We start from the raw sequence: 22442 nt of genomic DNA, 5'->3' as shown, positions 1-22442 counted from the left end.
CGTCTCCAGCAGCTCTACCGTGCCATAAGTCCATCCAAAGAGGTCTTTATGAGGGAGCAGTCTAGAATTGACCGTAACACCAAACCTCCAAGTATATCGGCCGCGTCCTACTTCGCCTGCCGAAAAACCCTTATGAATCAATCTGCTGTTACAAGTTTTCCCGTGACCGACAGAGTGAACCAGGCGCTGGAAGTCACTCTGCGTGGAGTCGATGAGCTGCTGCCCAAGGACGAGTGGGTCCAGAAACTGGCCAGGTCCGAAGCCACCGGCGTGCCCCTGCGCATCAAGCTGGGTCTGGACCCGACAGCCCCCGACATTCACCTGGGCCATACCGTGGTGCTCAACAAGATGCGCCAGCTGCAGGATCTGGGCCATCAGGTGATCTTCCTGATCGGCGACTTCACGACGCTGATCGGCGACCCTTCGGGCCGCAACTCCACGCGTCCGCCGCTGACGGCCGAGCAGATCAAGGTCAATGCCGAGACCTATTACACCCAGGCCGCCAAGGTGCTGGACCCGGCCAGGACCGAGGTGCGCTACAACAGCGAATGGTGCGACCAACTGGGCGCGCGCGGCATGATCCAGCTGTCGGCCAAGTACACGGTGGCGCGCATGATGGAGCGCAACGACTTCCATACGCGCTTCACCGACGGCAGCTCCATCAGCCTGCACGAGTTTCTCTACCCGCTGCTGCAGGGCTATGACTCGGTGGCGCTCAAGTCCGATCTGGAGCTGGGCGGCACCGATCAGAAGTTCAATCTGATGATGGGCAGGCATCTGCAGGCCGAGTATGGTCAGGAGCAGCAGTGCGTGCTCACAATGCCGCTGCTGGTGGGCCTGGACGGCGTGCACAAGATGTCCAAGTCCAAGAACAACTACATCGGCATCACCGAGGACGCCAACACCATGTTCGCCAAGGTGCTGTCGATCTCGGACGAGCTGATGTGGGACTGGTACACCCTGCTGTCCTTCAAGAGCCTGGCCGAGATTGCCGCGCTCAAGGCCGAGATCGAGGCCGGCGGCAACCCCAAGCATGCCAAGGTGGCTCTGGCCAAGGAGATCACCGCGCGCTTCCACAGCGCCGAAGCCGCCGATGCGGCCGAGCAGGATTTCATCAACCGCTCCAAGGGCGGCATTCCCGACGACATCCCTGAAATCAGCCTGTCCGGCGCTCCGCTGGGCATTGGTGCGCTGGTCAAGCAGGCCAATCTGGCTGCATCGACCGGCGAAGCCAACCGCCTGATCGATGGCGGCGGTGTGCGTGTCGACGGCAACGTCATCAGCGATCGCGCACTGAAGCTGGATGCCGGCACCTTTGTGCTGCAGGTGGGCAAGCGCAAGTTTGCGCGTGTCACGCTGAGCTGAGCGCCCTGGGGCGCTTCGCCCCGTTCGCCTCTTTGCGCTTGGCGCCACAAGGCAAGGCCTTTGCCGCTGTGGCGCGGCCTAAAGAGGTGACAGTAAAAATGAGAGCTGTTTACGCTTGATACATATACGTTTCAAATCAATTTGTATTTGAAACCGTTACAGGTCATGCGCAAGTAGCTCTCTTTTTTATTGGGTTGGCTCGCTCGCGCCTTGCATGGCGTCGCGCGTCTGGCGGGCTTGTTCCATCAGCCACTGACAGAAGGCCTGCACTTCGGGCCGCTCGCTGCTGCGCGGGCCTTGCAGCAGCCAGTACGACAGAGGCGAGGCCAGGCGATGCTCGGGCAATACCTCGATCAGGGTGCCGGCCGCCAGCGCATCGGCTACCAGCGGCAGGCGCGCGATGGCCAGACCCTGGCCCGCCAGCGCGGCCTGCACGATCTGGTGGGCGTAGTTGAAGTACAGCCAGCGCGGCGGCTGCAGCTGGTCGCAGCCGTTGGCGGCAAACCAGCGCTGCCAGCTCAGCCACTCCAGCTGGGGCATGCGGTGCACGTCGCCGGTTTCAATCAAGGTGTAGCGGGCCGCATCGGCGGGGCTGTGCACGGCGGGGCCGCTCCTGAGCAGGGCTGGGCTTGCGACCAGCACCAGCTCTTCGCCGAACAAAGCCTTTGCCGAAGCATCGGCGACGCCGGCGCTGTAGCGTATGGCCAGGTCCACATCGGTGGTCTCCAGATCCACCACGGCGTCGCCCGTGTCTATGCGAATGTCGATATCGGGATAGGCGCGCTGGAAAGCCTCCAGACGCGGAATCAGCCACATGGCAGCAAAGCTGGCCCAGGTGGTGATGGCCACGCTCTTGCGGCCCACGGTCTGGCGGATCTGGCGCACGGTGGCGTCGATCGACTCCAATGCAGGCTGAACGGCATGCAGCAGCTGGGCGCCGGCACCCGTGAGTTCCACGGCTCGCGAATGGCGCAGGAACAGCGGGATGCCCACCTCGTCTTCCAGCGACTGGATCTGGCGGCTGACGGCAGACTGGGTCAGTGCCAGCTCGTCCGCCGCGGCTCGAAAGTTCAGGTGTCGGGCCACGGCCAGAAAGGCGCGCAGATGGCCGGCGCCGACGGCGCGGGTGCGAAGCAGCGGAGTGGGGCTGGTGGTTGCATGAGGCATGGCAGGGCAAGCATAAGGTGTTTGCGGCGACTGTTGCCTGCGCTTGCAGTTGCCGAGCACGGCTATGGGTCGATAATCAGGCGGTTTTCATCCTATAAATCAATATGACTGCACCTCTGGACATCGTCGTCATGGCTGCCGGCAAAGGCACCCGCATGAAAAGCCGCCATCCCAAGGTGCTGCAAAAGCTGGCCGGACGTGCCCTGTTGCAGCATGTGCTGGATACTGCTGCGCAGCTCAAGGCGCGCTCGGCTGTAGTGGTGACGGGTCATGGCGCAGCGGAAGTGGAAGCGGCCATCGCCGCTGCCAATGGCGCAGATGGCGCCCATGGTGCAATGGACCTGAAGTTTGTACGCCAGGAGCCTCAGCTGGGCACCGGCCATGCCGTGCAGCAGGCCGTGCCTGCGCTCAAGGACGATGGCCTGGTCGTGGTGCTGTCGGGTGATGTGCCGCTGACCCGGGCCGACACGCTGCAGGGTCTGCTCGATGCCGCCGGCAGCGACAAGATGGCGCTGCTCACCGTGACCATGGCCGATCCCACGGGCTATGGCCGCATCGTGCGAAACGATGCAGGCACGGTGCAGCGCATCGTCGAGCAGAAAGATGCCAGCGAGGCCGAGCGCGCGATCACCGAGATCTACAGCGGCATCATGGCCGTGCCAGCCAGGCATCTGACGGCCTGGCTTGCCAAGCTCGACAACAACAATGCCCAGGGCGAGTACTACCTGACCGATATCGTCGCCATGGCCGTGGCCGACGGCGTGCCCGTGGTGGGCCACCGCATTGCCGATGCGCTGCAGGTGGCGGGCGTCAACAGCCCGCTGCAACTGGCAGAGCTGGAGCGCGCCCACCAGCTGCGCCAGGCGCGCGAGCTGATGGAGCAGGGCGTGCGCATGGCCGATCCTGCGCGCTTCGACTTGCGTGACGATGCGCGCGGCGCCAAGGCCAGCCTGAGCTGCGGTCAGGATGTGGAAATCGACGTGAACTGCATCTTTGCCGGCAAGGTGACGATTGGCGCCGGCGCCAGGATCGGGGCCAACTGCCATCTCAGCAATGTGAGCATTGCCGACGATGCCGTGATCCACCCCTTCACGCACATCGATGGCGAGAAGGCCGGCGTGGAAGTGGGCCAGGGCGCGCTGGTCGGCCCGTTTGCCCGCCTGCGCCCCGGCGCCAGGCTGGGCCGCGAAGTGCATATCGGCAACTTCGTGGAAGTGAAGAACTCCAGCCTGGCCGACGGCGCCAAGGCCAATCACCTGGCCTATCTGGGCGATGCCACGGTAGGTGAGCGCGTGAACTACGGCGCAGGCAGCATCACTGCCAACTATGACGGCGTGAACAAGCACCGTACCGTGATCGAGGCCGATGTGCATATCGGCAGCAACTGCGTGCTGGTGGCTCCGGTGACGATTGCCGCCGGCGGCACCGTGGGCGGTGGCTCCACCGTGACCAAGAACACCGAGGCTGGTGCCTTGACGGTAGGACGTGGCAGGCAGGTCAGCATCCGCAACTGGAAGCGCCCCGAAAAGCTGCCCAAAGCCTGATGGAACAAGCGCAGCAAACTTTGGAGAGCATGGCGCCTCAGTCCCTGGACGAAGCGCTGGCGCTGCTGGACAGGCGCGAGGCCGAACTGGCCGCCTTGCGCACGGCCCAGCAGGAGTGGATGCATGCCGTCTCGCATGATTTGCGGGCGCCGCTGCGCCATCTGCTGGCTTTCAATCCGCTGGTTGCCGAGCTGCTGCAGTCCGCCAGCCCCGGTGCCGAAGACCTGGAGGAAGCGCGCAGCTTCCTCCAGACCATGGATCAGTCCGCCCAGCGCATGGCGGCCATGTTCGACGGCTTGCTGCAGCTGAATCGGGCTCAGAGCCATGTGCTGCAGCCGCAGCCTGTGGACTTGCTGGCCTTGCTGGGCAGTCTGCGCCAGCGTCTGCAGGCAGGCGCGCAAGGCCGACGCATAGAGTGGTGTCTGCCCGCTGTCGCCCCCATGTTGCAGGCAGATCCGCGTCTGCTGGAGCAGGCTTTGGACGCAGCTCTCGCCAATGCCGTCAAGTTCACGCGGGCCGTGCCGCTGGCGCGCATTCAGGTCGATGTGCAGCGCGATGGGCAGGGGGGCTGCTTCATCACCGTGGCCGACAACGGAGCCGGCTTCGAGCAGGCGCGGTCAGGCAAGCTGTTTGGCGTCTTTCAGCGCATGCATCGCGAGGCCGAGTTCGAGGGCCTCGGCATCGGCCTGGCGCTGGTGCGCGATATCTGCCGCCGCCATGGCGGCGAGGCGGAAATCCAGGCCCAGCTCAATGCGGGATGCCAGTTGCAGATGCATTGGCCCACCTGCCTGCCCTGAGTGGTCAGACCACGTCGCGGTCCAGGCTTTCCTGCTCTGCGCTCGCCGGGCTGATTCGCGTGGATTCCGGTCGCATGGGCATGGTCGAGGGACTGTGCTGCCGCTCGGGTTGCTGCGTGGCATCCATCACCTGGTCGCGCCCGCCGCTCTTGGCGCTGTAAAGCGCACTGTCGGCCGCTTTTATCCACTCGGTCACCGAGCCAAAACCTTCATCGGCTGCCGCAACGCCGATACTCGCACTGATGTGCAGCTGTGGATATTCGCGAATGCGTATCTGAGCAATTTTCTCGCAAATACGCATGGCGACCGAATATGCCTCCTTGGCCGTGGTGTGCTTGCAAAGCACGGTGAATTCATCGCCGCCGTAGCGCCCAGCAATATCGTTGCTGCGCAGGCTGTTTCTAATCGCCAGCCCGATCATTTTCAAAACATCGTCGCCCACAATATGGCCGTACAGATCATTCACGCTTTTGAAACGGTCAATGTCAATCACCAGCAGGCAGGTCTGCTCCTTGGCGGTGCGGTGCTGATGCAGCGCGGCACGGGCTTTTTTCCACCAGTAATCGCGGCTGTATACCGTGGTCAGAGGATCAATGCGCCCCAGCAACTTGAGCTGCAGGTTCTGCCTGGCCAGAGTCTTGAGCATTCGGCTGTTGGACCAGCTTGCATAGGCGCTGTGCAGGATGATCAGCGGCAGCAGGCTGAGCTGTACCGCCAGTGGTGCGGGCCATTGCGGGGTGGGCCTTATGGCGATACTCATGAAAAGCATGCCGCACAGCAGCGCGATCAGGGAGGGCAGCCAGCGGCGCTTCAAACCGGTATAGAAGCGGTCGGCCACGCCGATGGCCAGAATGCAGATGCTGGGCAGCAGGCTCCAGTGCATCAGAGAAATCCAGCAGCCGACGATCAGCGCATCTATCAGAGAATTGAAATACTCCGCATGGAACTGATCCTGTTGCCGGCTTGAATGCAAAAAAGCAATATGCGGCCATACCAGTGCACTGACCGTCGTGAATGCCCACCAGGCGAGATTGGTCGGGAGATATGACAGGCTCGCAGCCACCACCGCTCCGCCCAGTGCCATATAAGAGGCGCGCAGAGGGTAGGTCCGGCGGTGAATATCTCGATGCAAGGGCATCTGGTGGAGTTGGCTTAAGTCAAGGTTGCGAGAATAATCTAATTAATACAATTTGTATCAAATATTGAGGGGCTTGCGCGGCATCCGCACCACACATGGCGGTTCAAAAATAAAGGCGTGCAAGTCCCTAATGATTGGGGGCTGGCAAGGGCAGTTCGGTACTGAATTTGGCGCGCTTGATGCTGAAGAAGGCTTTGACATTGCGCACATTGGCATCCTGAGTGAACAGCTTCTGGCTCAATGCCAGGTAGGCAGGCATATCGATGGTGGCAATGACGAGGATGAAGTCGGGGCCGGGAGAGACGCGCCAGCATTGCTGCACGCCGGGTTCGGCCACGGCTTTGTGCTCGAATTGCAGCAGTGAGCTGCTGTCCTGCCGGTCCAGCGAGACTTCCACAATGGCCTGCAGGCCATGACCGGTGAGGCGGGCGATGTGTTCGCTGCTCAGGATGGCGACTTGTTTCTCGATCAGACCCAGTTCCTGCAGGCGTTTGACCCGGCGTAGGCAGGTAGGGGCAGACAGCTCGAGATGCCGGGCCAGGGCCTGGTTGCTCAGGCTGGAATCCAGCTGCAATTGCTGCAGCAGTTGCAAGTCGGTGTCGTCCAGATTGATGGAATTTTCATTCATTTATCTAAATTTTATTGAATAAATAATCAATATTCCGATTTGATGAAATTTTCAATCATTTCGTTGTTTTTATTGATTGAAAATTTTTTATTGCAACCGTTAGCATGCTCGCTCAAACAACCTAAGGTGTACCTCTATGTGTGGCATTGTTGCTGCGGTGTCTCATCGCAATATCGTTCCGGTTCTGGTCCAGGGTCTGCAGCGGCTGGAGTATCGCGGCTATGACTCCTGTGGTGTGGCTGTACAGGCCGCGGATGCCAGCGGCTTGAGCCTGGGCTTGCAGCGTGCGCGCTCTACAGCCCGCGTGGCCGAGTTGATGGAGCAGGTCAAGACCGAGCATGTGGAAGGTTTCACCGGCATTGCCCATACCCGCTGGGCCACTCACGGCGAGCCTGCCGTACGCAATGCCCATCCCCACTTCAGCCATGGCCCCGGCATCTCGCCCGTGGCCGATGCCGATGCGCCGGCCCGCGTGGCCCTGGTGCACAACGGCATCATCGAGAACTACGAAGCCCTGCGTACCGAACTGCAGGCCAAGGGCTATGTATTTGCCAGCCAGACCGACACCGAGGTCATTGCTCACCTGGTGGACAGCCTCTACAACGGCGATCTTTTCGAAGCCGTGCAAGCCGCAACGGCTCGCCTGCATGGCGCCTACGCGATTGGCGTGATGCACCGGGATGAACCCCGCCGTGTGGTGGGCGCTCGTGCCGGCTCGCCGCTGATTCTGGGTGTGGGCAAGGACGGCGCGGAACATTTCCTGGCCAGCGATGCAATGGCGCTGGCGGGTGTGACCGACCAGATCGTGTACCTGGAAGAGGGCGATCTGATCGATCTGCAGCCGGGACGCTACTGGGTCATCAGCAAGAGCGGCGAGCGCCTGACAGAGCAGCAACGCCCGGTCAGGACCGTGATGGCGCACAGCGGCGCAGCCGAACTGGGCCCTTATCGCCACTACATGCAAAAGGAAATCTTCGAGCAGCCGCGCGCTTTGGGCGATACGCTGGAAGGCCTGAAGAACATTGCCCCCGAGCTGTTTGACGGGGTCACTTCGGAAGGCAAGACCGGCGCGGCGGCCTGGCGAGTATTCAAGGAGATCGACCGGGTCCTGATCCTGGCCTGCGGCACCAGCTATTACAGCGGCTGCACGGCCAAGTACTGGATAGAGGCGATTGCCGGCATCCCCTGCAATGTGGAGGTGGCCAGCGAGTACCGTTACCGCACCAGCGTGCCCGATCCCAAGACACTGATCGTGACCATCAGCCAGTCGGGCGAGACGGCCGATACATTGGCGGCCCTGCGCCATGCCCAGAGCCTGGGCATGAAGCACAGCCTGACCATCTGCAATGTGGCCACCAGCGCCATGGTGCGCGAGTGCGAGCTGGCCTATATCACGCGCGCCGGCGTGGAAATCGGCGTGGCATCGACCAAGGCCTTCACGACGCAGCTTGCAGGTCTGTTCCTGCTGACGCTGGCGCTGGCCCAGTCCAAGGGACGTCTGACGGAAGAGAAGGAGCAGCAGTATCTGACGGCCATGCGCCACCTTCCCGTGGCCCTGCAATCCGTGCTGGCGCTGGAGCCGCAGATCATCAGCTGGGCCGAAGACTTTGCGAAGAAGGAAAACGCGCTGTTCCTGGGTCGCGGCATTCACTACCCCATCGCTCTGGAAGGCGCGCTCAAGCTCAAGGAAATCAGCTATATCCACGCCGAAGCCTATCCTGCCGGCGAGCTCAAGCATGGCCCGCTGGCACTGGTGGACAGCCAGATGCCTGTGGTCACCGTGGCACCCAACGACGAACTGCTGGAAAAGCTCAAGAGCAATATGCAGGAAGTGCGTGCCCGCGGCGGTGTTCTCTATGTGCTGGCCGATGCCAAGACCAATATCGAAAGCAGCGAAGGCATGCATGTGATTCGCATGCCCGAGAACTATGGTGCCCTGAGCCCCATTCTGCACGTGGTGCCGCTGCAGCTGCTGGCCTATCACACGGCGGTGGCACGCGGCACCGATGTGGACAAGCCGCGCAACCTGGCCAAGTCGGTCACGGTGGAATAAGCCGGTTGCTTCGTGCCACGAAAAAGCGCTCCCATGGAGCGCTTTTTCGTTTTTGGCATGACAGGTGGATGGCTGGCTTCAGCGCTGGCTAGACTCCTGCCGCTTTGAAGACCCGGCGCAGTACCTGCATGGGCAGAAACTTTACGCGGCGGCGTTTGAGTTCATGTCGGTAGAGGCGCTCCCTCTCAATGAAGTTGATTTTTTCTTTCATTGCGATGTGTCTGGATGGCTAACCCAACTAATCTAACAGCGTAGTGAGCATTTTTCGTAACACCCTGTCAGATGGATGCGGCATCAACATCCCGGCGCTGAAGCCCGCATGTCCTGGCATGCATGCGGCCATCTTGGCTCGCCTATGAAAAACGCCCCTTGCGGGGCGTTCATGCAGAGCGATTTTGCTTACATATTATTGGGCAGCACGGTCACGATCTGCGGGAAGAACCACAGTATGACCAGTGCCAGCACCATCAGCAGGAAGTACGGTGCGCAGACGCGGGCCAGATAGGTGATCTGCTTGCCCGTCATGCCCTGCAGCACGAACAGGTTGAAGCCCACCGGTGGCGTGATCTGAGCGGTCTCCACCGTGATCACGAGGAAGATGCCGAACCACAGGGGGTCTATGCCTGCGGCCTGGATGATGGGCAGAACCACGCCGGAGGTCAGCACAATGGTGGAGATGCCGTCCAGAAAACAGCCGATGAGAATGTAGAACAGGCCCAGTACCGCAATCAGCATGGCAGGCGACAGGTTCAGGCTGCCCACGTATTCGGCCAGCTGGCGTGGCAGTCCGATATAGCCCATGGACAAGGTCATAAAGGCTGCACCGGCGAGGATCAGCGCAATCATGCAGTACAGCCGGGTGGCTCCGAACAGCGATTCCTTGAAGTTCTTCCAGCTCAGTGCACCTTGCAGGGCCGACAGAATCAGCGCTCCCATCACGCCTATGCCGGCAGCTTCGGTCGCCGTGGCAATGCCGCTGTAGATGCTGGCAATCACGCCCGAGATCAGCAGCACGACGGGGATCAGGTGGCGCGACTCGTAGACTTTCTGCTTGAAGCTCATGGTGCTGTCGGCCTTGGGCACCTTGTCCGGGTTCATCAGGGCCCAGACCACGATCCAGCCGCTGAACATCAGTGCCAGCATGATGCCTGGCAGCACGCCTGCCATGAAGAGCTTGGAGATCGACAGCTCGGCCGATACGCCGTAGACGATCAAGATGATGGAGGGCGGGATCAGGAGACCCAGTGTGGCGGGGCCGCCCAGCGAGCCGATCACCATGTTCTCGGGATAGCCGCGTTTGCGCAGCTCGGGTACATTCATCTTGCCCACGGTGGCGCAGGTGGCGGCCGAGGAGCCGGACACTGCCGCAAAAATCGTGCAGCCAATGACATTGGTGTGCAGCAGGCGGCCCGGCAGCGCATTGACCCAGGGCGCCAGACCTCGAAACATGCTCTCGGACAGATTGGTGCGGTAGAGAATCTCGCCCATCCAGACAAACAGGGGCAAGGCCGTCAAGGTCCAGCTGCTGGCAGAGCCCCAGATGGTCATGGCCATGGCATCGCCCGCAGCGCGCGCGGTGAAGAATTCCATGCCGAACCAGGCAACGCCTGCCAGCGTCAGTCCGACCCAGACACCGCCGCCAAGCAGGGCCAGCAGCACCACGATCAGTGCAATGCTTGCGGTGATTTCATTCATGAGGGGTTCCCTCCTTCTCTACCGCCTTGCGTTTGCCCAGCAGCTCCAGCACCAGTTCGTCGCAGAACGCGATGAAGAAAACAATCGTGCCCAGAGCCATGAAGATCTGGGGAATCCACAGCGGTGTGGCGTCTATGCCCACGGAGATGTCTTCGATCTCCCAGGACTGCCAGACCAGGCGCGTGGAATAGAAAGCCAGAAAGGCCGAAAGAATGGTGGCGATGCCCAGGGCGGTCAGTTCCAGCGCCTTGTAGGCCTTGCCCTTGAGCGCACCCAGCAGCAGGGTGACGCGGATATGTTCACCCTTCTTCAAGGTGCTGGCCAGGGCCATGAAGCCGGCGCCCGCCATGGCATAGCCTGCGTAGGCATCGGTGCCCGGGGCGCTGAAGCCAAAGAGTCGGCTGGTGATGGTCAGCAGCACCATCGCCAGCACGCCGATCATGGCGATGCCGGCAAGCCAGGCACTGCCGTCATAGAGGCCGTTGAGTAACTTGCGCATGCTTGTCTTCCTGAGAGGATGAGGTCATCGGCCGCCCGCCCCGGATGACGGGGTCGGGGGAGCCGATGCAATCTGCGCCTTACTTGCCAGCCTTGTAGCCGTCGAGAATGGCCTGGCCGTCAGCGCCGGCCTTGTCCGTCCATTCCTTGATCACGGTCGCGCCGATCTTGCCCAGGTCTGCCTTGAGCTGGGCGGAGGGTTGCTCGACCTGCATGCCACCTTGCTTGAGGGCGGCAATCGAGCGTGCATCCACTTCCCTGGACTCTTTCCAGCCGCGCTGCTCGGCAGCGGCAGCGGCCTTGAGCACGGCCTCCTGCGTGCTCTTGTCCAGTGCGCCAAAGGCCTTCTTGCTCACGGTCACGGCATTCTTGGGAATCCAGGCCTGCACGTTGTAGTAGTACTTCAGGCTTTCAAACAGCTTGTTGTCGGCACCGGTTGCGCTGGAGGTGATCAGTCCATCCACCACGCCGGTCGCCAGAGCCTGGGACAGCTCGGCCTCCTGCACGGTCACGGGCTGGGCGCCAATCAGTTCGCCAATGCGGGCGGTAGTGGGGGAGTACACGCGCCACTTCATGCCCTTGAGATCGGCCGCGGAGTTGACGGGCTTTTTGGTGTAGATCCCCTGGGGAGGCCAGGCCACGGAATACAGCAGCACCTGTCCCTGCTTGTCCAGCAGCTTTTGCAGCGCGGGTTTCTGAGCCTGATAGAGCTTGTAGGCCTCGTCATAGTTGCTCACCAGGAACGGGAGTCCGTCGGCGCCGAAGATCTGCGACTCATTCTGAAAGCTCACCAGAAAGAATTCGCCCATCTGTGCATTGCCGGTCTGCACGGCACGCTTGATTTCGGGCATCTTGAACAGCGACGCACCAAAGTGCGGCGTGATCTTGAGCTTGCCGCCCGTGGCAGCATCCACATCCTTCACAAACAGTTCGTTGTTCTTGGAGTGAAAGTTTCCAGGCCCGTATGCGGTGGCGAAATCCCACTTGGTTTGTGCCATGGCATGACCGGCAATGCCGATGCCGGCGAGCAAGGTTGCGGTGGCGCAGAAAATGCGACGCTTCATGAGAACTCCTCGGATAAGAGATGCAGACGAATGAACTCAGGCAAGAGTTGTGCCAAAAGTAGCATTTGTCTCAACAAACATCCATGAGGGATTTCAACGAGTTTCAAAGAAACGTAGGGTGTTTTATTGCTTTACCTCTATTGAAAATGGCATTTTGTTGAACAAGATCCCTCAAGGGGCCTTGATCCCCGCCTCTGCCAGACGCCGGGCATAGGCGGCCAGAATGATGCGTTCGGAATGCACCAGATAGGCACTGAGCTCCTGTGCCGCCTCCGCGGGCCTGCCGGCTTCGAAGATCTGCAGAATCTTCAGGTTCATGCTCACATAAGGTGCATGCAGAAAATGCGGGTCGCGCAGCAGGCCGAAGGCCAGGCGCAGCTCCGCCAGCAGATGCGAGAACATCTCGTTGAGGCGTTCGCTGTCGGCCAGGGCCACGATGGCTTTGTGAAACGCCATATTGGCTGTGCCCACCTCGGACCAGTCCTCGGCCTCGCTGTGCCGCTGGCCGCTTTCCACGGCCTCGCGCATCCGCGTCAGCGCCGGGTGCATGGGGTAAGCCTGTGCAAGGGCCTGACACTCGATCATGCGCCGCACGCGATAGATGTCGATGATGGACGCCATGCTGGGCACGGCCACCGATACGCCCTTGTTGGGCTCGTGTACCAGCAGACCTTCCTTGGTCAGCATGCGGAACACCTCGCGCAAGGTGTTGCGCGAAATATCCAGCGCTTCGCTGAGTGCCGCTTCGGACAGTCGCTGGCCCGGGCTCAGCACGCCCTTGACCAGCTGGCTGCGTATTTCTTCGGCGATGCGTTCGGTCAGGTTCTGGACCTCTGCTGCGACTTTCATGACGTTCCCTTTTGGCTGTCGCCAGAGTGTAGCCATCGTTCTGTTGACTCAGAGAAGTCCCAAAGAGTGGTGCAACCTAGGGTTTGCTCTATTACAAAGTCTATTTGTTCTGCAAACAATTTCATTTGTGGAATCAATCTAAATAGATTGTTCAACAATATGAGGGGTGAAGCAGGTCTGAAGCAGAGCTGCCCGGCCTTCCTCAAAAGAGCTGGGCGGGGTTGCCGATAGCGTTCCCGTCTTTGGTAGAGCCCGCCGCGCAGCGGATCAGGGCGTGATTTCCGGAGGCTTCCATGCCTGTAGACGTAAACCTGTGGCCGCTGATCGGCGTGCTCATCATCATTGCCGGCTTCGCGCTGCGCTTTAACCCCATGCTGGTGGTCATCGTGACCGCCATCGGCACCGCCTTTGCAGCGGGCTTTCCGCTGGACAAGGTTCTGGCCGCCATCGGGACCGGCTTCATCAAGACCCGCAATCTGCCGCTCATCATCTTGCTGCCGCTGGCCGTGATCGGCCTGCTGGAGCGCCATGGCCTGCGTCAGCATGCGCAGAACTGGATCAGCTCCATCAAGTCGGCCACAGCCGGCCGTCTGCTGATCGTCTATCTGGCAGCGCGCCAGCTCACGGCAGCCATCGGCCTGACCAGCCTTGGCGGGCATCCCCAGATGGTGCGTCCGCTGCTGGCTCCCATGGCCGAAGGCGCGACGGAAAACCGCTATGGCAAGCTGTCGGGCAAGGTGCGCGAGAAGCTGCGCGCCATGTCGGCTGCCACGGACAACGTGGGCCTGTTCTTTGGTGAAGACATCTTTGTGGCCTTCGGCGCGATCGTGCTGATGACCACCTTCCTCAAGGAGGCCGGTATCGAGGTCGAGCCGATTCATGTCGCGCTGTGGGGCATTCCCACGGCCATCTCGGCCTTTGCAATCCATGCCTTCCGCCTGCATCGCCTGGACAAGCAGCTGGCGCGTGAAATTGCTGCGGAAAAGAAAGTTGCCCAGGGAGAGTCGGCATGACCATCACCATTCAATACCTGTACTACCTCGTCGGCCTGGTGCTGGCGGTGACGGCCGTGATGACGCTGCGCGATGGCAGCAACCCGCGCCGTTTCTCGGCGGGCCTGTTCTGGGCGCTGTATGCGCTGGTGTTCCTCGTCGGTGATCTGCTGCCGCCCGTATGGGTGGGGGCGGTCGCGGTCGTCATGGCCCTGATTGCGGGCTTCGGCGGCGTGATGGGTGGCAAGCATCAGCCGCGCACCGATGCGCAATACCTGGAAAGCGCCAAGCGCCTGGGCAACAAGCTGTTCGTGCCGGCGCTGGCCATCCCGCTGATCACCATGGTGGGCACGCTGTCGGCCAAGCATCTGGTCTTTGGCGGCACTCCTCTGATCGACCCCAAGAACAGCACGCTGGTCAGTCTGGGCATAGGCTGCGTGATTGCGCTGGTGCTGGCCTGCAAGATGACACGCGAGACCCCGGTGCAGGGCCTGCGCGAGTCGCACCGCCTGATCGACGCGCTGGGCTGGGCCCTGGTGCTGCCGCAGATGCTGGGCATGCTGGGTCTGGTGTTCTCGGATGCCGGCGTGGGCAAGGCCGTGGCCTATGTGACCACCACCTACATCAACATGGATGTGCGCTTTGTGGCCGTGGCCGTGTACGTGATCGGCATGGCGCTGTTCACCGTCATCATGGGCAATGGCTTTGCAGCCTTTCCGGTGATGACGGGCGGTGTGGGCGTGCCTGTGCTGGTTGGCGTCTACCATGGTGACCCGGCCGTGATGGCGGCAGTCGGCATGTTGTCGGGCTACTGCGGCACCTTGCTCACACCCATGGCGGCCAACTTCAACCTGGTGCCCGCAGCACTGCTGGAAATTGACAAAAATGCCGTCATCCGTGCGCAGGTTCCCACGGCCATCACCTTGCTGATCGTCAATGTGTTCCTGCTCAACTTCCTGATGTTCCGTTAAGAGAGAGTTGCCATGACTGAGGCTGCCCACCGAATCCTGCTGACCGGCTTCGAGCCCTTCGACAAAGACAGCGTCAACCCCTCGTGGGAAGTGGCGCGCGCGCTGGACGGCGAGCTGATTGCTGATGGCGTGGTGCATGCCGTGCAACTGCCCTGCGTGTTCGGCGCGGCCATGGCGGCGCTCGACGAGGCGCTGGCCAGGCTGCAGCCCACGCTGATTATCAGCCTCGGACTGGCCGGCGGGCGCAGCGAAATCACGCCCGAGCGCGTGGCCATCAATATCGACGATGCCCGCATTCCCGACAACGCGGGCCATCAGCCCGTCGATCAGTCCGTGGTGCGCGACGCGCCCGCGGCCTACTTCTCGACCCTGCCCATCAAGGCCATGGTGCGCCATCTGCGCGATGCGGGCATTCCAGCTTCGGTATCGAACACGGCGGGCACTTTTGTCTGCAACCATGTGTTCTATGCCCTGATGCACAGGCTGTCTCGCCGTGCGGGCCCCGGCGTGCGCGGCGGCTTTATTCACATACCTGCGCTGCCGCAGCAGGCCGCGCGCCAGCCAGGCATGGCCAGCATGGCGCTGAACACACAGATCCAGGGCATACGTACAGCCATTCATACGGCCATGACGGTGCAGCAGGATTTGCTGGAACACGCAGGTCAGCTGCATTGAGGCTGACCGGGAGACGAATGATGAAAATGGATTTGAACAGCGATCTGGGCGAGAGCTTTGGCGCCTGGCGCATGGGCGACGATGCGGCCATGCTGGACATCGTCAGCAGCGCCAATGTGGCCTGCGGCTTTCATGCCGGCGACCCGGCCGGTATGCTGACCACGCTCAGGGCTGCCAAGGCGCGCGGCGTGGTCGTGGGTGCGCATGTGGCCTACCGCGACCTGTCGGGTTTCGGGCGTCGCAACATGGATGTGGCCAGCGGCGATCTGGTGGCCGACGTGATCTACCAGATCGGCGCTCTGCAAGGCCTGGCGCAGGCAGCCGGCACCAGCGTCCAATATGTCAAGCCGCACGGCGCACTCTACAACACCATTGCCCAGGACAAGCGCCAGGCCATGGATGTGATCAATGCCATCAAGGCCATCAATCCCAGGCTGGTGCTGATGGCTCTGGCAGGTGCGCCCCTGATAGCCTGGGCCCGCGATGCGGGCCTCTGTGTGGTGGCCGAGGCCTTTGCCGATCGCGGATATACGCCCGACGGCGCCCTGGTCTCGCGCCGCGAGCCTGGTGCCGTGCTGCACGACGAAAACCTGATCGCCCAGCGCATGCTGACCCTGGTGCGTGAGGGCGTGATCGAGGCCGTGGACGGCAGCCTGGTGCGCGTGGAGGCAGACTCCATCTGTGTGCACGGCGACAGTCCCGGTGCCGTGGCCATTGCGCGCAACATCCGCCAGCGTTTCGAGCAGGAGGGCGTGCAGATCACCTCCTTTGTGGAAACAGCACCATGAGTTCCATGCGCTTTTTGCCCGTCAACCGCCAGGCCATTCTGGTGGAGTTGGCCGACCTGCAGCAGACGCTGGTGCTGCTGGGTGCCTTGCAGGCCCAGCCCATAGAGGGCGTGCAGGAGCTGGTGCCTGCCGCGCGCACCATTCTTGTCCAGTTCGCGCCTCATATCATCGGCGCGGCGCAACTGGTAAGACGCATTGCCGACTGCGATCTCAGCGGCAGCGTGCTGCGCTCGGATGTGCTGGTGCAGATTCCCGTGCGCTATGACGGCGAAGATCTGGCCGAGGTTGCGCAGATACTGGGCATCACAGCCGAGGAAGTGGTGAGCCGCCACACCGGCAGCGAATGGTCGGTGGCCTTCACCGGCTTTGCGCCGGGCTTTGCCTATCTGAGCGGCGGGGATCCCATCTTCAACGTGCCACGCCGTGCCACGCCGCGAACCAAGGTTCCGGCCGGTGCGGTGGCGCTGGCCGGCAGCTTCAGCGCGGTCTATCCACAGGCCAGCCCCGGCGGCTGGCAGATCATCGGTGTGACCGATGCCGCGATGTGGGATCTGGCGCGCGATCTGCCGGCTTTGCTGCAGCCCGGCTACCGCGTGCAGTTTGTCGATGCTGCTACTCAAAAAGTAGCTTCTGGCGATTTCTCTGATTCGATTTCAGATGGAAAAGTACCTGAGATCAAGAACGATCAGGTGCAAGCAGCTACGAGTTTCAATGGCTGCGCCTTGCGCGTGCGCGCCACGGGTCTGCTCACGCTGTTCCAGGACATGGGGCGCCATGGCCAGGCCGGGCAGGGTGTTTCTGCCTCCGGTGCCATGGATCAGGCGGCGTTCAAGACGGCCAACCGGCTGGTCGGCAATGCCAGCCAACTGCCGGTGCTGGAGACAGTAGGTGGCGGCCTGTCGCTGCAAAGCGTGGGCGAGAACGTTGTTGCAGTGACGGGCGCGGATGCGCCCATCAGCATCACCACGGCCGACGGACGCCGCTGGTCTGCGCCGCGCCATGCCGCGATTGCACTGGCCGATGGCGACACGCTGAGCCTTGCCCAACCCGTCGCCGGTGCCCGCTGCTATGTGGCGGTGCGCGGCGGCTACGAAGTGGCTCCCGTGCTGGGCAGCGCTTCGACGGACACCCTGGCCCATGTCGGCCCGCCTGCTCTGCACAGCGGCCAGTTGCTGGCGGTGCAGCCGGCACGCCATGCCGTGGTGGCCGAGCTGGCCCTGCCGGAGCAGGAGTTGCCGGCCCCGGACGGCGAGGTGGTGCTGGATGTGGAGCTGGGTCCGCGCACCGACTGGTTCACGCCCGAGGCCGTGGCCTTGCTGGCTGCCCAGCGCTGGCAGGTCACGCCCCAGTCCAATCGCGTGGGCTTGCGCCTTGCCGGCGAGCAGGCACTGACGCGCGCCGTGACCAGCGAGCTGCCCAGCGAAGGCACGCCGCTGGGGGCGATCCAGGTCCCCGCCAGCGGCCAGCCCGTGCTGTTTCTGGCCGACCACCCCTTGACCGGTGGCTATCCCGTGATCGGTTGCGTAGCACCCCATCATCTGGACCTTGCGGGGCAGATTCCCGTAGGTGCCTGGATTCGTTTTAACCCTGTTCGTTCTTTTGAAGAACTCACACCCACTTTGTGAGGACCTTCCATGATTACCAAAGTTCTGATTGCCAACCGTGGCGAAAACAGCTGCGCAGCAGTTGTTTCACCAGATTGCCGGGCCTGCGCAGCAGGCGGCGGCGGTCTCGCATCCCTGTCTTACGCTTCCTGAGGTGGCAACCATGATTACCAAAGTTCTGATTGCCAACCGTGGCGAGATCGCCGTGCGCATCGCGCGAGCCTGCGCGGATTACGGAGTGAAGTCCGTCGCCGTCTATGCCGATGCCGATATCGATGCTCTGCATGTGCGCCGCGCCGATGAAGCCTACGGCCTCGATGGCGACAAGCCCGCCGACACCTATCTGAACATCGCCAAGCTGATTGCGATCGCCAGGCACTCGGGCGCCGACGCCGTCCATCCCGGCTATGGCTTTCTGTCCGAGAGCGAAGCCTTTGCCCAGGCCGTGCTGGATGCGGGTCTGATCTGGATCGGTCCGCGTCCCGACACCATTGCCAAGCTGGGCGACAAGGTCGAGGCGCGCAAGATTGCGCTGCAGGTCGGAGCGCCGCTGGTGGCTGGCACGCCGGATCCTGTCAAGGATGCCGACGAAGTGCTGGCCTTTGCCCAGCAGCATGGCTTGCCCATCATCATCAAGGCTGCTTTTGGTGGCGGTGGCCGTGGCATGAAGATCGCCTGGCGCATGGACGAAGTGGCCGAGCTGTATGCCTCTGCCGTGCGCGAGGCCGTGACGGCTTTCGGCCGTGGCGAATGCTTTGTGGAGCAGTTCCTCGACAAGCCGCGCCATATCGAGGCGCAGGTGATTGCCGACACGCACGGCAATGTGGTGGTGCTGGGCACGCGCGACTGTTCGCTGCAGCGCCGCAACCAGAAGCTGGTGGAAGAAGCGCCCGCACCCTTCATCACCGAGGCGCAGCGTGAACGCATTCACAGTGCAGCCAGGGCTATCTGTGCGCAGGCAGGCTATATCAGCGCCGGAACCGTGGAATTCCTGCTCAGCGGCAATGGCGCCATCTCCTTCCTCGAGGTCAATACCCGCTTGCAGGTCGAGCACACCGTGACCGAGGAAACCACGGGCATCGATCTGGTGCAGGAACAGCTGCGCGTGGCCGATGGCTTGCCACTGTCATTCACGCAGACTCCGCCGCCGCGCGCCCACTCTATCGAGTTCCGCATCAATGCCGAAGATGTGGGGCGCGGCTTTTTGCCTACCCCGGGTCTGATCACGCGTTTTGCCCCACCTTCGGGGCCGGGCGTGCGACTCGATTCGGGCGTCGAAACCGGCTCGGTGATCCCCGGCACGTTCGACTCCATGATGGCCAAGCTCATCGTCACCGGGGCCACGCGTGAGCAGGCTCTGGCCCGCGCCCGACGTGCGCTGGCCGAGTTCCGCATCGAGGGCGTGGCTTCGGTGCTGCCTTTCCACAAGGCCGTGCTGAATCAGGCCGACTTTGTGGGGACTGCTGGTTTCAATGTCCACACCCGCTGGATCGAGACCGAGTTTGCCGAGCCGCTGGCCGCAGCGGCCCGCGCCGAACCTGTGGCCGATACCAGCCTGCTGCGCACCGCCATCGAGATCGACGGCCGCCGCGTGCAGCTGGGCCTGCCCGCCATGCTGCTGCAAGGTCTGTCCGCGCCGACGACTGGCGTGTCTCAGGCCGTCGCGCAGCAAAGCGTGGACCCTGAGGCGGTCATCTCGCCGATTGCCGGCAATCTGCATGCCTGGAAGGTCGCCGATGGCGACGAGGTCAAGGAAGGCGATGTGATCGCCGTGATGGAAGCCATGAAAATGGAAATGCAGGTCTCGGCCCACAAGAGCGGTCGTGTCACATTGGCCGCGCAGGCAGGCTCTGCACAGACCTTGGGTGCCGTGATCGCGCATATCCGATAGGCCCCAGGCCCGGCCAGGGCAGGGCAGGGCAGGGCAGGGCAGGTTAGGCTTGGGCCGGCCCGCTCGAAGCGCGACCTCCGTGTCGCGCTTTGTTTTTTCTGGCCTTGCTGCACTCAAGCCAAACTCCGCATGTTTGCACCCTGCCGAAAGAGGTTTTTGCCGGGGGCTTGACCTTTACATGATGTCAATCTCTACAGTGGCCTTCAACGTGAATGGAGAACGCGATGAATGCACTGACCAAAAGCGGAGCCTTTGAGCTGTCTGTGGAAGGAATGACCTGCGCATCCTGCGTGGGCCGGGTGGAGCGGGCGCTCAAGAAAGTGCCCGGTGTGCAGGAGGCCGTGGTCAATCTGGCCACGGAAAAAGCCAGCCTCACCGTGGCCGATCCGGCGCAGGCTGCGGCCATCCTGCCGCAAGCCGTGGCGGCGATTGAAAAAGCAGGCTATGCGGTACCTGCGCAAAGCGTGGATTTGCAGGTGGGCGGCATGACCTGTGCGTCCTGTGTGGGCCGCGTGGAGCGTGCGCTCAAGAAAGTGCCCGGTGTCCAGAACGCCGTGGTGAATCTTGCGACCGAGCGTGCCAGCGTGCAGCTGCAGGGCAGCGTGGATGTGAGCAGCTTGATTGCAGCGATAGAAAAGGCCGGCTATGAAGCTCAACCCGTGCTGCACAACGTTGCCGCAACCGGTGAGGACGCCGCAGCCCAGCGCCAGGCGCAGGAGCGCGAGTCGCTCAAGCGCTCGCTGATCTTTGCGACCGTGTTCGCACTGCCCGTGTTTCTGCTGGAAATGGGCGGTCACATGGTGCCCGCATTTCACCACTGGATTGCGGGCAGCATCGGCACGCAGAACAGCTGGTACATCCAGTTCGTGCTGACGGCCGTGGTGCTGTTCGGGCCGGGTAGGCGCTTTTTCGATAAAGGCGTGCCCGCCCTGCTGCGCGCTGCGCCCGATATGAATTCGCTGGTCGCGGTGGGCACCTCGGCGGCATTCGCTTATTCGGTGGTCGCGACCTTTGTGCCGCAATGGCTGCCCGCAGGCACGGTGAATGTGTACTTCGAAGCCGCGGCCGTCATCGTCGCGCTGATCCTGCTGGGCCGCTTTCTGGAGGCGCGTGCCAAGGGCAATACCTCGGAGGCCATTCGCCGCCTGGTGCAACTGCAGGCCAAGACGGCGCGCGTGCGCCGCGATAGCCAGGTCCTGGAAATCGACATTGCCCAGGTGCGTGCCGGCGATGTGATCGAAGTGCGCCCCGGCGAGCGCATTCCTGTCGATGGCGAGGTCATCGAGGGCCGCAGCTTTGTCGACGAATCCATGATCAGCGGTGAGCCCGTGCCGGTCGAGAAGGTCGAGGGCGCCGAAGTGGTAGGCGGCACGGTCAATCAGAATGGCGCTTTGGCTTTCAGAGCCACCAAGGTGGGCGCCGATACGCTGCTGGCGCAGATCATCCGCATGGTGGAGCAGGCCCAGGGCAGCAAGCTGCCGATTCAGGCGCTGGTGGACAAGATCACCATGTGGTTTGTGCCGGCCGTCATGGCCGCGGCCCTGCTGACTTTTGTGATCTGGCTGGTCTGGGGTCCCGATCCCGCGCTGAGCTTTGCCCTGGTCAATGCCGTGGCCGTGCTCATCATTGCCTGCCCCTGTGCCATGGGGCTGGCCACGCCGACTTCCATCATGGTGGGAACCGGGCGTGCCGCGCAAATGGGAGTGTTGCTGCGCAAGGGCGAGGCACTGCAGCAGCTCAAGGATGCCAGGGTGGTGGCGGTGGACAAGACCGGCACGCTGACCCGTGGCCGTCCCGAGCTGACCGATCTGGTGCTGGCCGATGGCTTTGAACGTGCCGCCGTTCTGGCGCGGGTGGCTGCCGTGGAAGATCGCAGCGAGCATCCGATTGCGCGCGCCATTGTCGATGCAGCCAAGGCCGAGGGGCTGGAGGTTCCGGCCATCAGCGACTTCGCATCGGTGACCGGTTTCGGCGTGCGTGCCGTGGTGCTGGGCGATCAGGTGGAGATCGGTGCCGACCGCTTCATGCGCGAGCTCGGTCTGAGCGTTGACGGTTTTGCAGCCGAGGCCCAGCGCCTGGGCAGCGAAGGCAAGACGCCGCTGTATGCGGCCATAGGCGGCAAGGTGGCCGCCATGATTGCCGTGGCCGATCCGATCAAGCCCAGCACCAAGCCCGCGATCGATGCCCTGCACGCACTGGGCCTGAAGGTGGCCATGATTACCGGCGACAACCGCCACACGGCCGAGGCGATTGCCCGGCAGCTGGGCATTGACGAGGTGGTGGCCGAGGTCTTGCCAGGCGGCAAGGTCGAGAGCGTCAAGCGCCTCAAGGCCGAGCATGGCACGCTGGCCTATGTGGGCGACGGCATCAACGATGCACCGGCCCTGGCCGAGGCCGATGTGGGCATCGCCATAGGCACGGGCACCGATATTGCGATCGAGGCGGCCGATGTGGTGCTGATGTCGGGCGATCTTTCGGGCGTGCCGAATGCGATTGCGTTGTCCAAGGCCACCATGAAGAACATCGGCGAGAACCTGTTCTGGGCCTTTGCCTACAACGTGGCGCTGATACCGGTGGCGGCAGGTCTGCTCTATCCGTTCAACGGCATGTTGCTGTCGCCGGTGTTTGCCGCTGGAGCCATGGCACTTTCGAGCGTATTCGTGCTCTCCAACGCGCTGCGGCTCAAGCGCTTCAAACCGGCTCTCTGAAAAGAGGGCATGGGG

The 22442-nt window shown here is 62.5% G+C and carries 18 protein-coding genes; 11 read left to right on the top strand and 7 right to left on the bottom strand.

What is annotated here, in order from left to right; all coding sequences use genetic code 11:
* Nucleotides 1-132 precede the first annotated feature (132 nt).
* Complete coding sequence (tyrS, locus tag JAO85_RS09325; protein ID WP_003061750.1) at nucleotides 133-1365, top strand: tyrosine--tRNA ligase; 1233 nt, start codon at nucleotides 133-135, stop codon at nucleotides 1363-1365.
* A 186-nt stretch (nucleotides 1366-1551) separates the two neighbouring features.
* Here the strand turns inward: tyrS and JAO85_RS09320 are convergent, their stop codons facing one another.
* On the bottom strand, nucleotides 1552-2532 hold the full coding sequence (locus tag JAO85_RS09320) for a LysR substrate-binding domain-containing protein (protein WP_003061754.1): 981 nt from the start codon (nucleotides 2530-2532) through the stop codon (nucleotides 1552-1554).
* Nucleotides 2533-2636: 104 nt separating this feature from the next.
* Here JAO85_RS09320 and glmU point away from each other — a divergent pair, with 104 nt between their 5' ends.
* Together glmU and JAO85_RS09310 are read left to right on the top strand one after the other, a co-directional pair.
* Nucleotides 2637-4076 carry a bifunctional UDP-N-acetylglucosamine diphosphorylase/glucosamine-1-phosphate N-acetyltransferase GlmU gene (glmU, locus tag JAO85_RS09315; protein WP_039049496.1) on the top strand — a complete coding sequence of 480 codons (1440 nt, stop codon included), beginning with the start codon at nucleotides 2637-2639 and terminating at the stop codon, nucleotides 4074-4076.
* Nucleotides 4076-4873, top strand: coding sequence for a HAMP domain-containing sensor histidine kinase (locus JAO85_RS09310; RefSeq protein ID WP_039049497.1), 798 nt, complete (start codon nucleotides 4076-4078; stop codon nucleotides 4871-4873). Before glmU ends, JAO85_RS09310 begins: the two co-directional genes overlap by 1 nt.
* Before the next feature lie 4 nt (nucleotides 4874-4877).
* Here JAO85_RS09310 and JAO85_RS09305 read toward each other — a convergent pair whose 3' ends face one another.
* Both JAO85_RS09305 and JAO85_RS09300 read right to left on the bottom strand, forming a co-directional pair.
* Nucleotides 4878-6011, bottom strand: coding sequence for a diguanylate cyclase AdrA (locus JAO85_RS09305; protein ID WP_039049498.1), 1134 nt, complete (start codon nucleotides 6009-6011; stop codon nucleotides 4878-4880).
* A 127-nt stretch (nucleotides 6012-6138) separates the two neighbouring features.
* The gene (locus JAO85_RS09300; protein WP_039049499.1) at nucleotides 6139-6639 is read right to left on the bottom strand and encodes an Lrp/AsnC family transcriptional regulator; all 501 of its coding nucleotides are present in this window, start codon (nucleotides 6637-6639) and stop codon (nucleotides 6139-6141) included.
* A gap of 136 nt (nucleotides 6640-6775) precedes the next feature.
* On the opposite strand from JAO85_RS09300, the gene glmS reads away from it, so the two are divergent.
* Complete coding sequence (gene glmS, locus JAO85_RS09295) at nucleotides 6776-8692, top strand: glutamine--fructose-6-phosphate transaminase (isomerizing) (RefSeq protein WP_003061764.1); 1917 nt, start codon at nucleotides 6776-6778, stop codon at nucleotides 8690-8692.
* Between the two features lie 399 nt (nucleotides 8693-9091).
* Here the strand turns inward: glmS and JAO85_RS09290 are convergent, their stop codons facing one another.
* The 4 genes from JAO85_RS09290 to JAO85_RS09275 form a co-directional block, all read right to left on the bottom strand.
* Nucleotides 9092-10387: a TRAP transporter large permease gene (locus tag JAO85_RS09290; RefSeq protein WP_012836941.1), complete on the bottom strand. Its 1296-nt coding sequence runs from the start codon at nucleotides 10385-10387 to the stop codon at nucleotides 9092-9094.
* Nucleotides 10380-10886, bottom strand: coding sequence for a TRAP transporter small permease (locus JAO85_RS09285; protein WP_034357232.1), 507 nt, complete (start codon nucleotides 10884-10886; stop codon nucleotides 10380-10382). Before JAO85_RS09285 ends, JAO85_RS09290 begins: the two co-directional genes overlap by 8 nt.
* Nucleotides 10887-10965: 79 nt before the next feature.
* A complete protein-coding gene (locus JAO85_RS09280) occupies nucleotides 10966-11949 on the bottom strand; it encodes a TRAP transporter substrate-binding protein (protein WP_012836943.1) in 984 nt (327 codons plus the stop codon).
* A 171-nt stretch (nucleotides 11950-12120) separates the two neighbouring features.
* Entirely contained in the window at nucleotides 12121-12798 is a 678-nt protein-coding gene (locus tag JAO85_RS09275) for a GntR family transcriptional regulator (RefSeq protein ID WP_012836944.1), read from the bottom strand.
* Nucleotides 12799-13091: 293 nt separating this feature from the next.
* Between JAO85_RS09275 and JAO85_RS09270 the strand changes: the two genes are divergently transcribed.
* The 7 genes from JAO85_RS09270 to JAO85_RS09240 all read left to right on the top strand — a co-directional run bounded on the left by JAO85_RS09270 (nucleotide 13092) and on the right by JAO85_RS09240 (nucleotide 22427).
* Nucleotides 13092-13811, top strand: a complete 720-nt coding sequence (locus tag JAO85_RS09270; RefSeq protein WP_034364184.1) for a DUF969 domain-containing protein — start codon at nucleotides 13092-13094, stop codon at nucleotides 13809-13811.
* Nucleotides 13808-14761: a DUF979 domain-containing protein gene (locus tag JAO85_RS09265; protein ID WP_012836946.1), complete on the top strand. Its 954-nt coding sequence runs from the start codon at nucleotides 13808-13810 to the stop codon at nucleotides 14759-14761. Before JAO85_RS09270 ends, JAO85_RS09265 begins: the two co-directional genes overlap by 4 nt.
* A 12-nt stretch (nucleotides 14762-14773) precedes the next feature.
* Nucleotides 14774-15436, top strand: coding sequence for a pyroglutamyl-peptidase I (gene pcp / locus JAO85_RS09260; RefSeq protein WP_087864377.1), 663 nt, complete (start codon nucleotides 14774-14776; stop codon nucleotides 15434-15436).
* A 20-nt stretch (nucleotides 15437-15456) separates the two neighbouring features.
* Nucleotides 15457-16224 (top strand): LamB/YcsF family protein, encoded by a 768-nt coding sequence (locus JAO85_RS09255; protein WP_202787935.1) that lies wholly within the window; start codon nucleotides 15457-15459, stop codon nucleotides 16222-16224.
* Nucleotides 16225-16229: 5 nt separating this feature from the next.
* Nucleotides 16230-17849 (top strand): urea amidolyase family protein, encoded by a 1620-nt coding sequence (locus JAO85_RS09250; protein ID WP_039049657.1) that lies wholly within the window; start codon nucleotides 16230-16232, stop codon nucleotides 17847-17849.
* 145 nt (nucleotides 17850-17994) lie between these two features.
* Nucleotides 17995-19719 (top strand): biotin carboxylase N-terminal domain-containing protein, encoded by a 1725-nt coding sequence (locus JAO85_RS09245; RefSeq protein WP_202787984.1) that lies wholly within the window; start codon nucleotides 17995-17997, stop codon nucleotides 19717-19719.
* Between the two features lie 224 nt (nucleotides 19720-19943).
* Complete coding sequence (locus JAO85_RS09240) at nucleotides 19944-22427, top strand: heavy metal translocating P-type ATPase (protein WP_202787934.1); 2484 nt, start codon at nucleotides 19944-19946, stop codon at nucleotides 22425-22427.
* Nucleotides 22428-22442: the final 15 nt, after the last annotated feature.

The sequence above is a fragment of the Comamonas sp. NyZ500 genome (assembly GCF_016772095.1).
In the GTDB taxonomy this organism is placed as follows: Bacteria; Pseudomonadota; Gammaproteobacteria; order Burkholderiales; family Burkholderiaceae_C; genus Comamonas; species Comamonas thiooxydans.
Note: the sequence above shows the minus strand (reverse complement) of the source record. Positions and strands in the feature narration are given on the sequence as shown.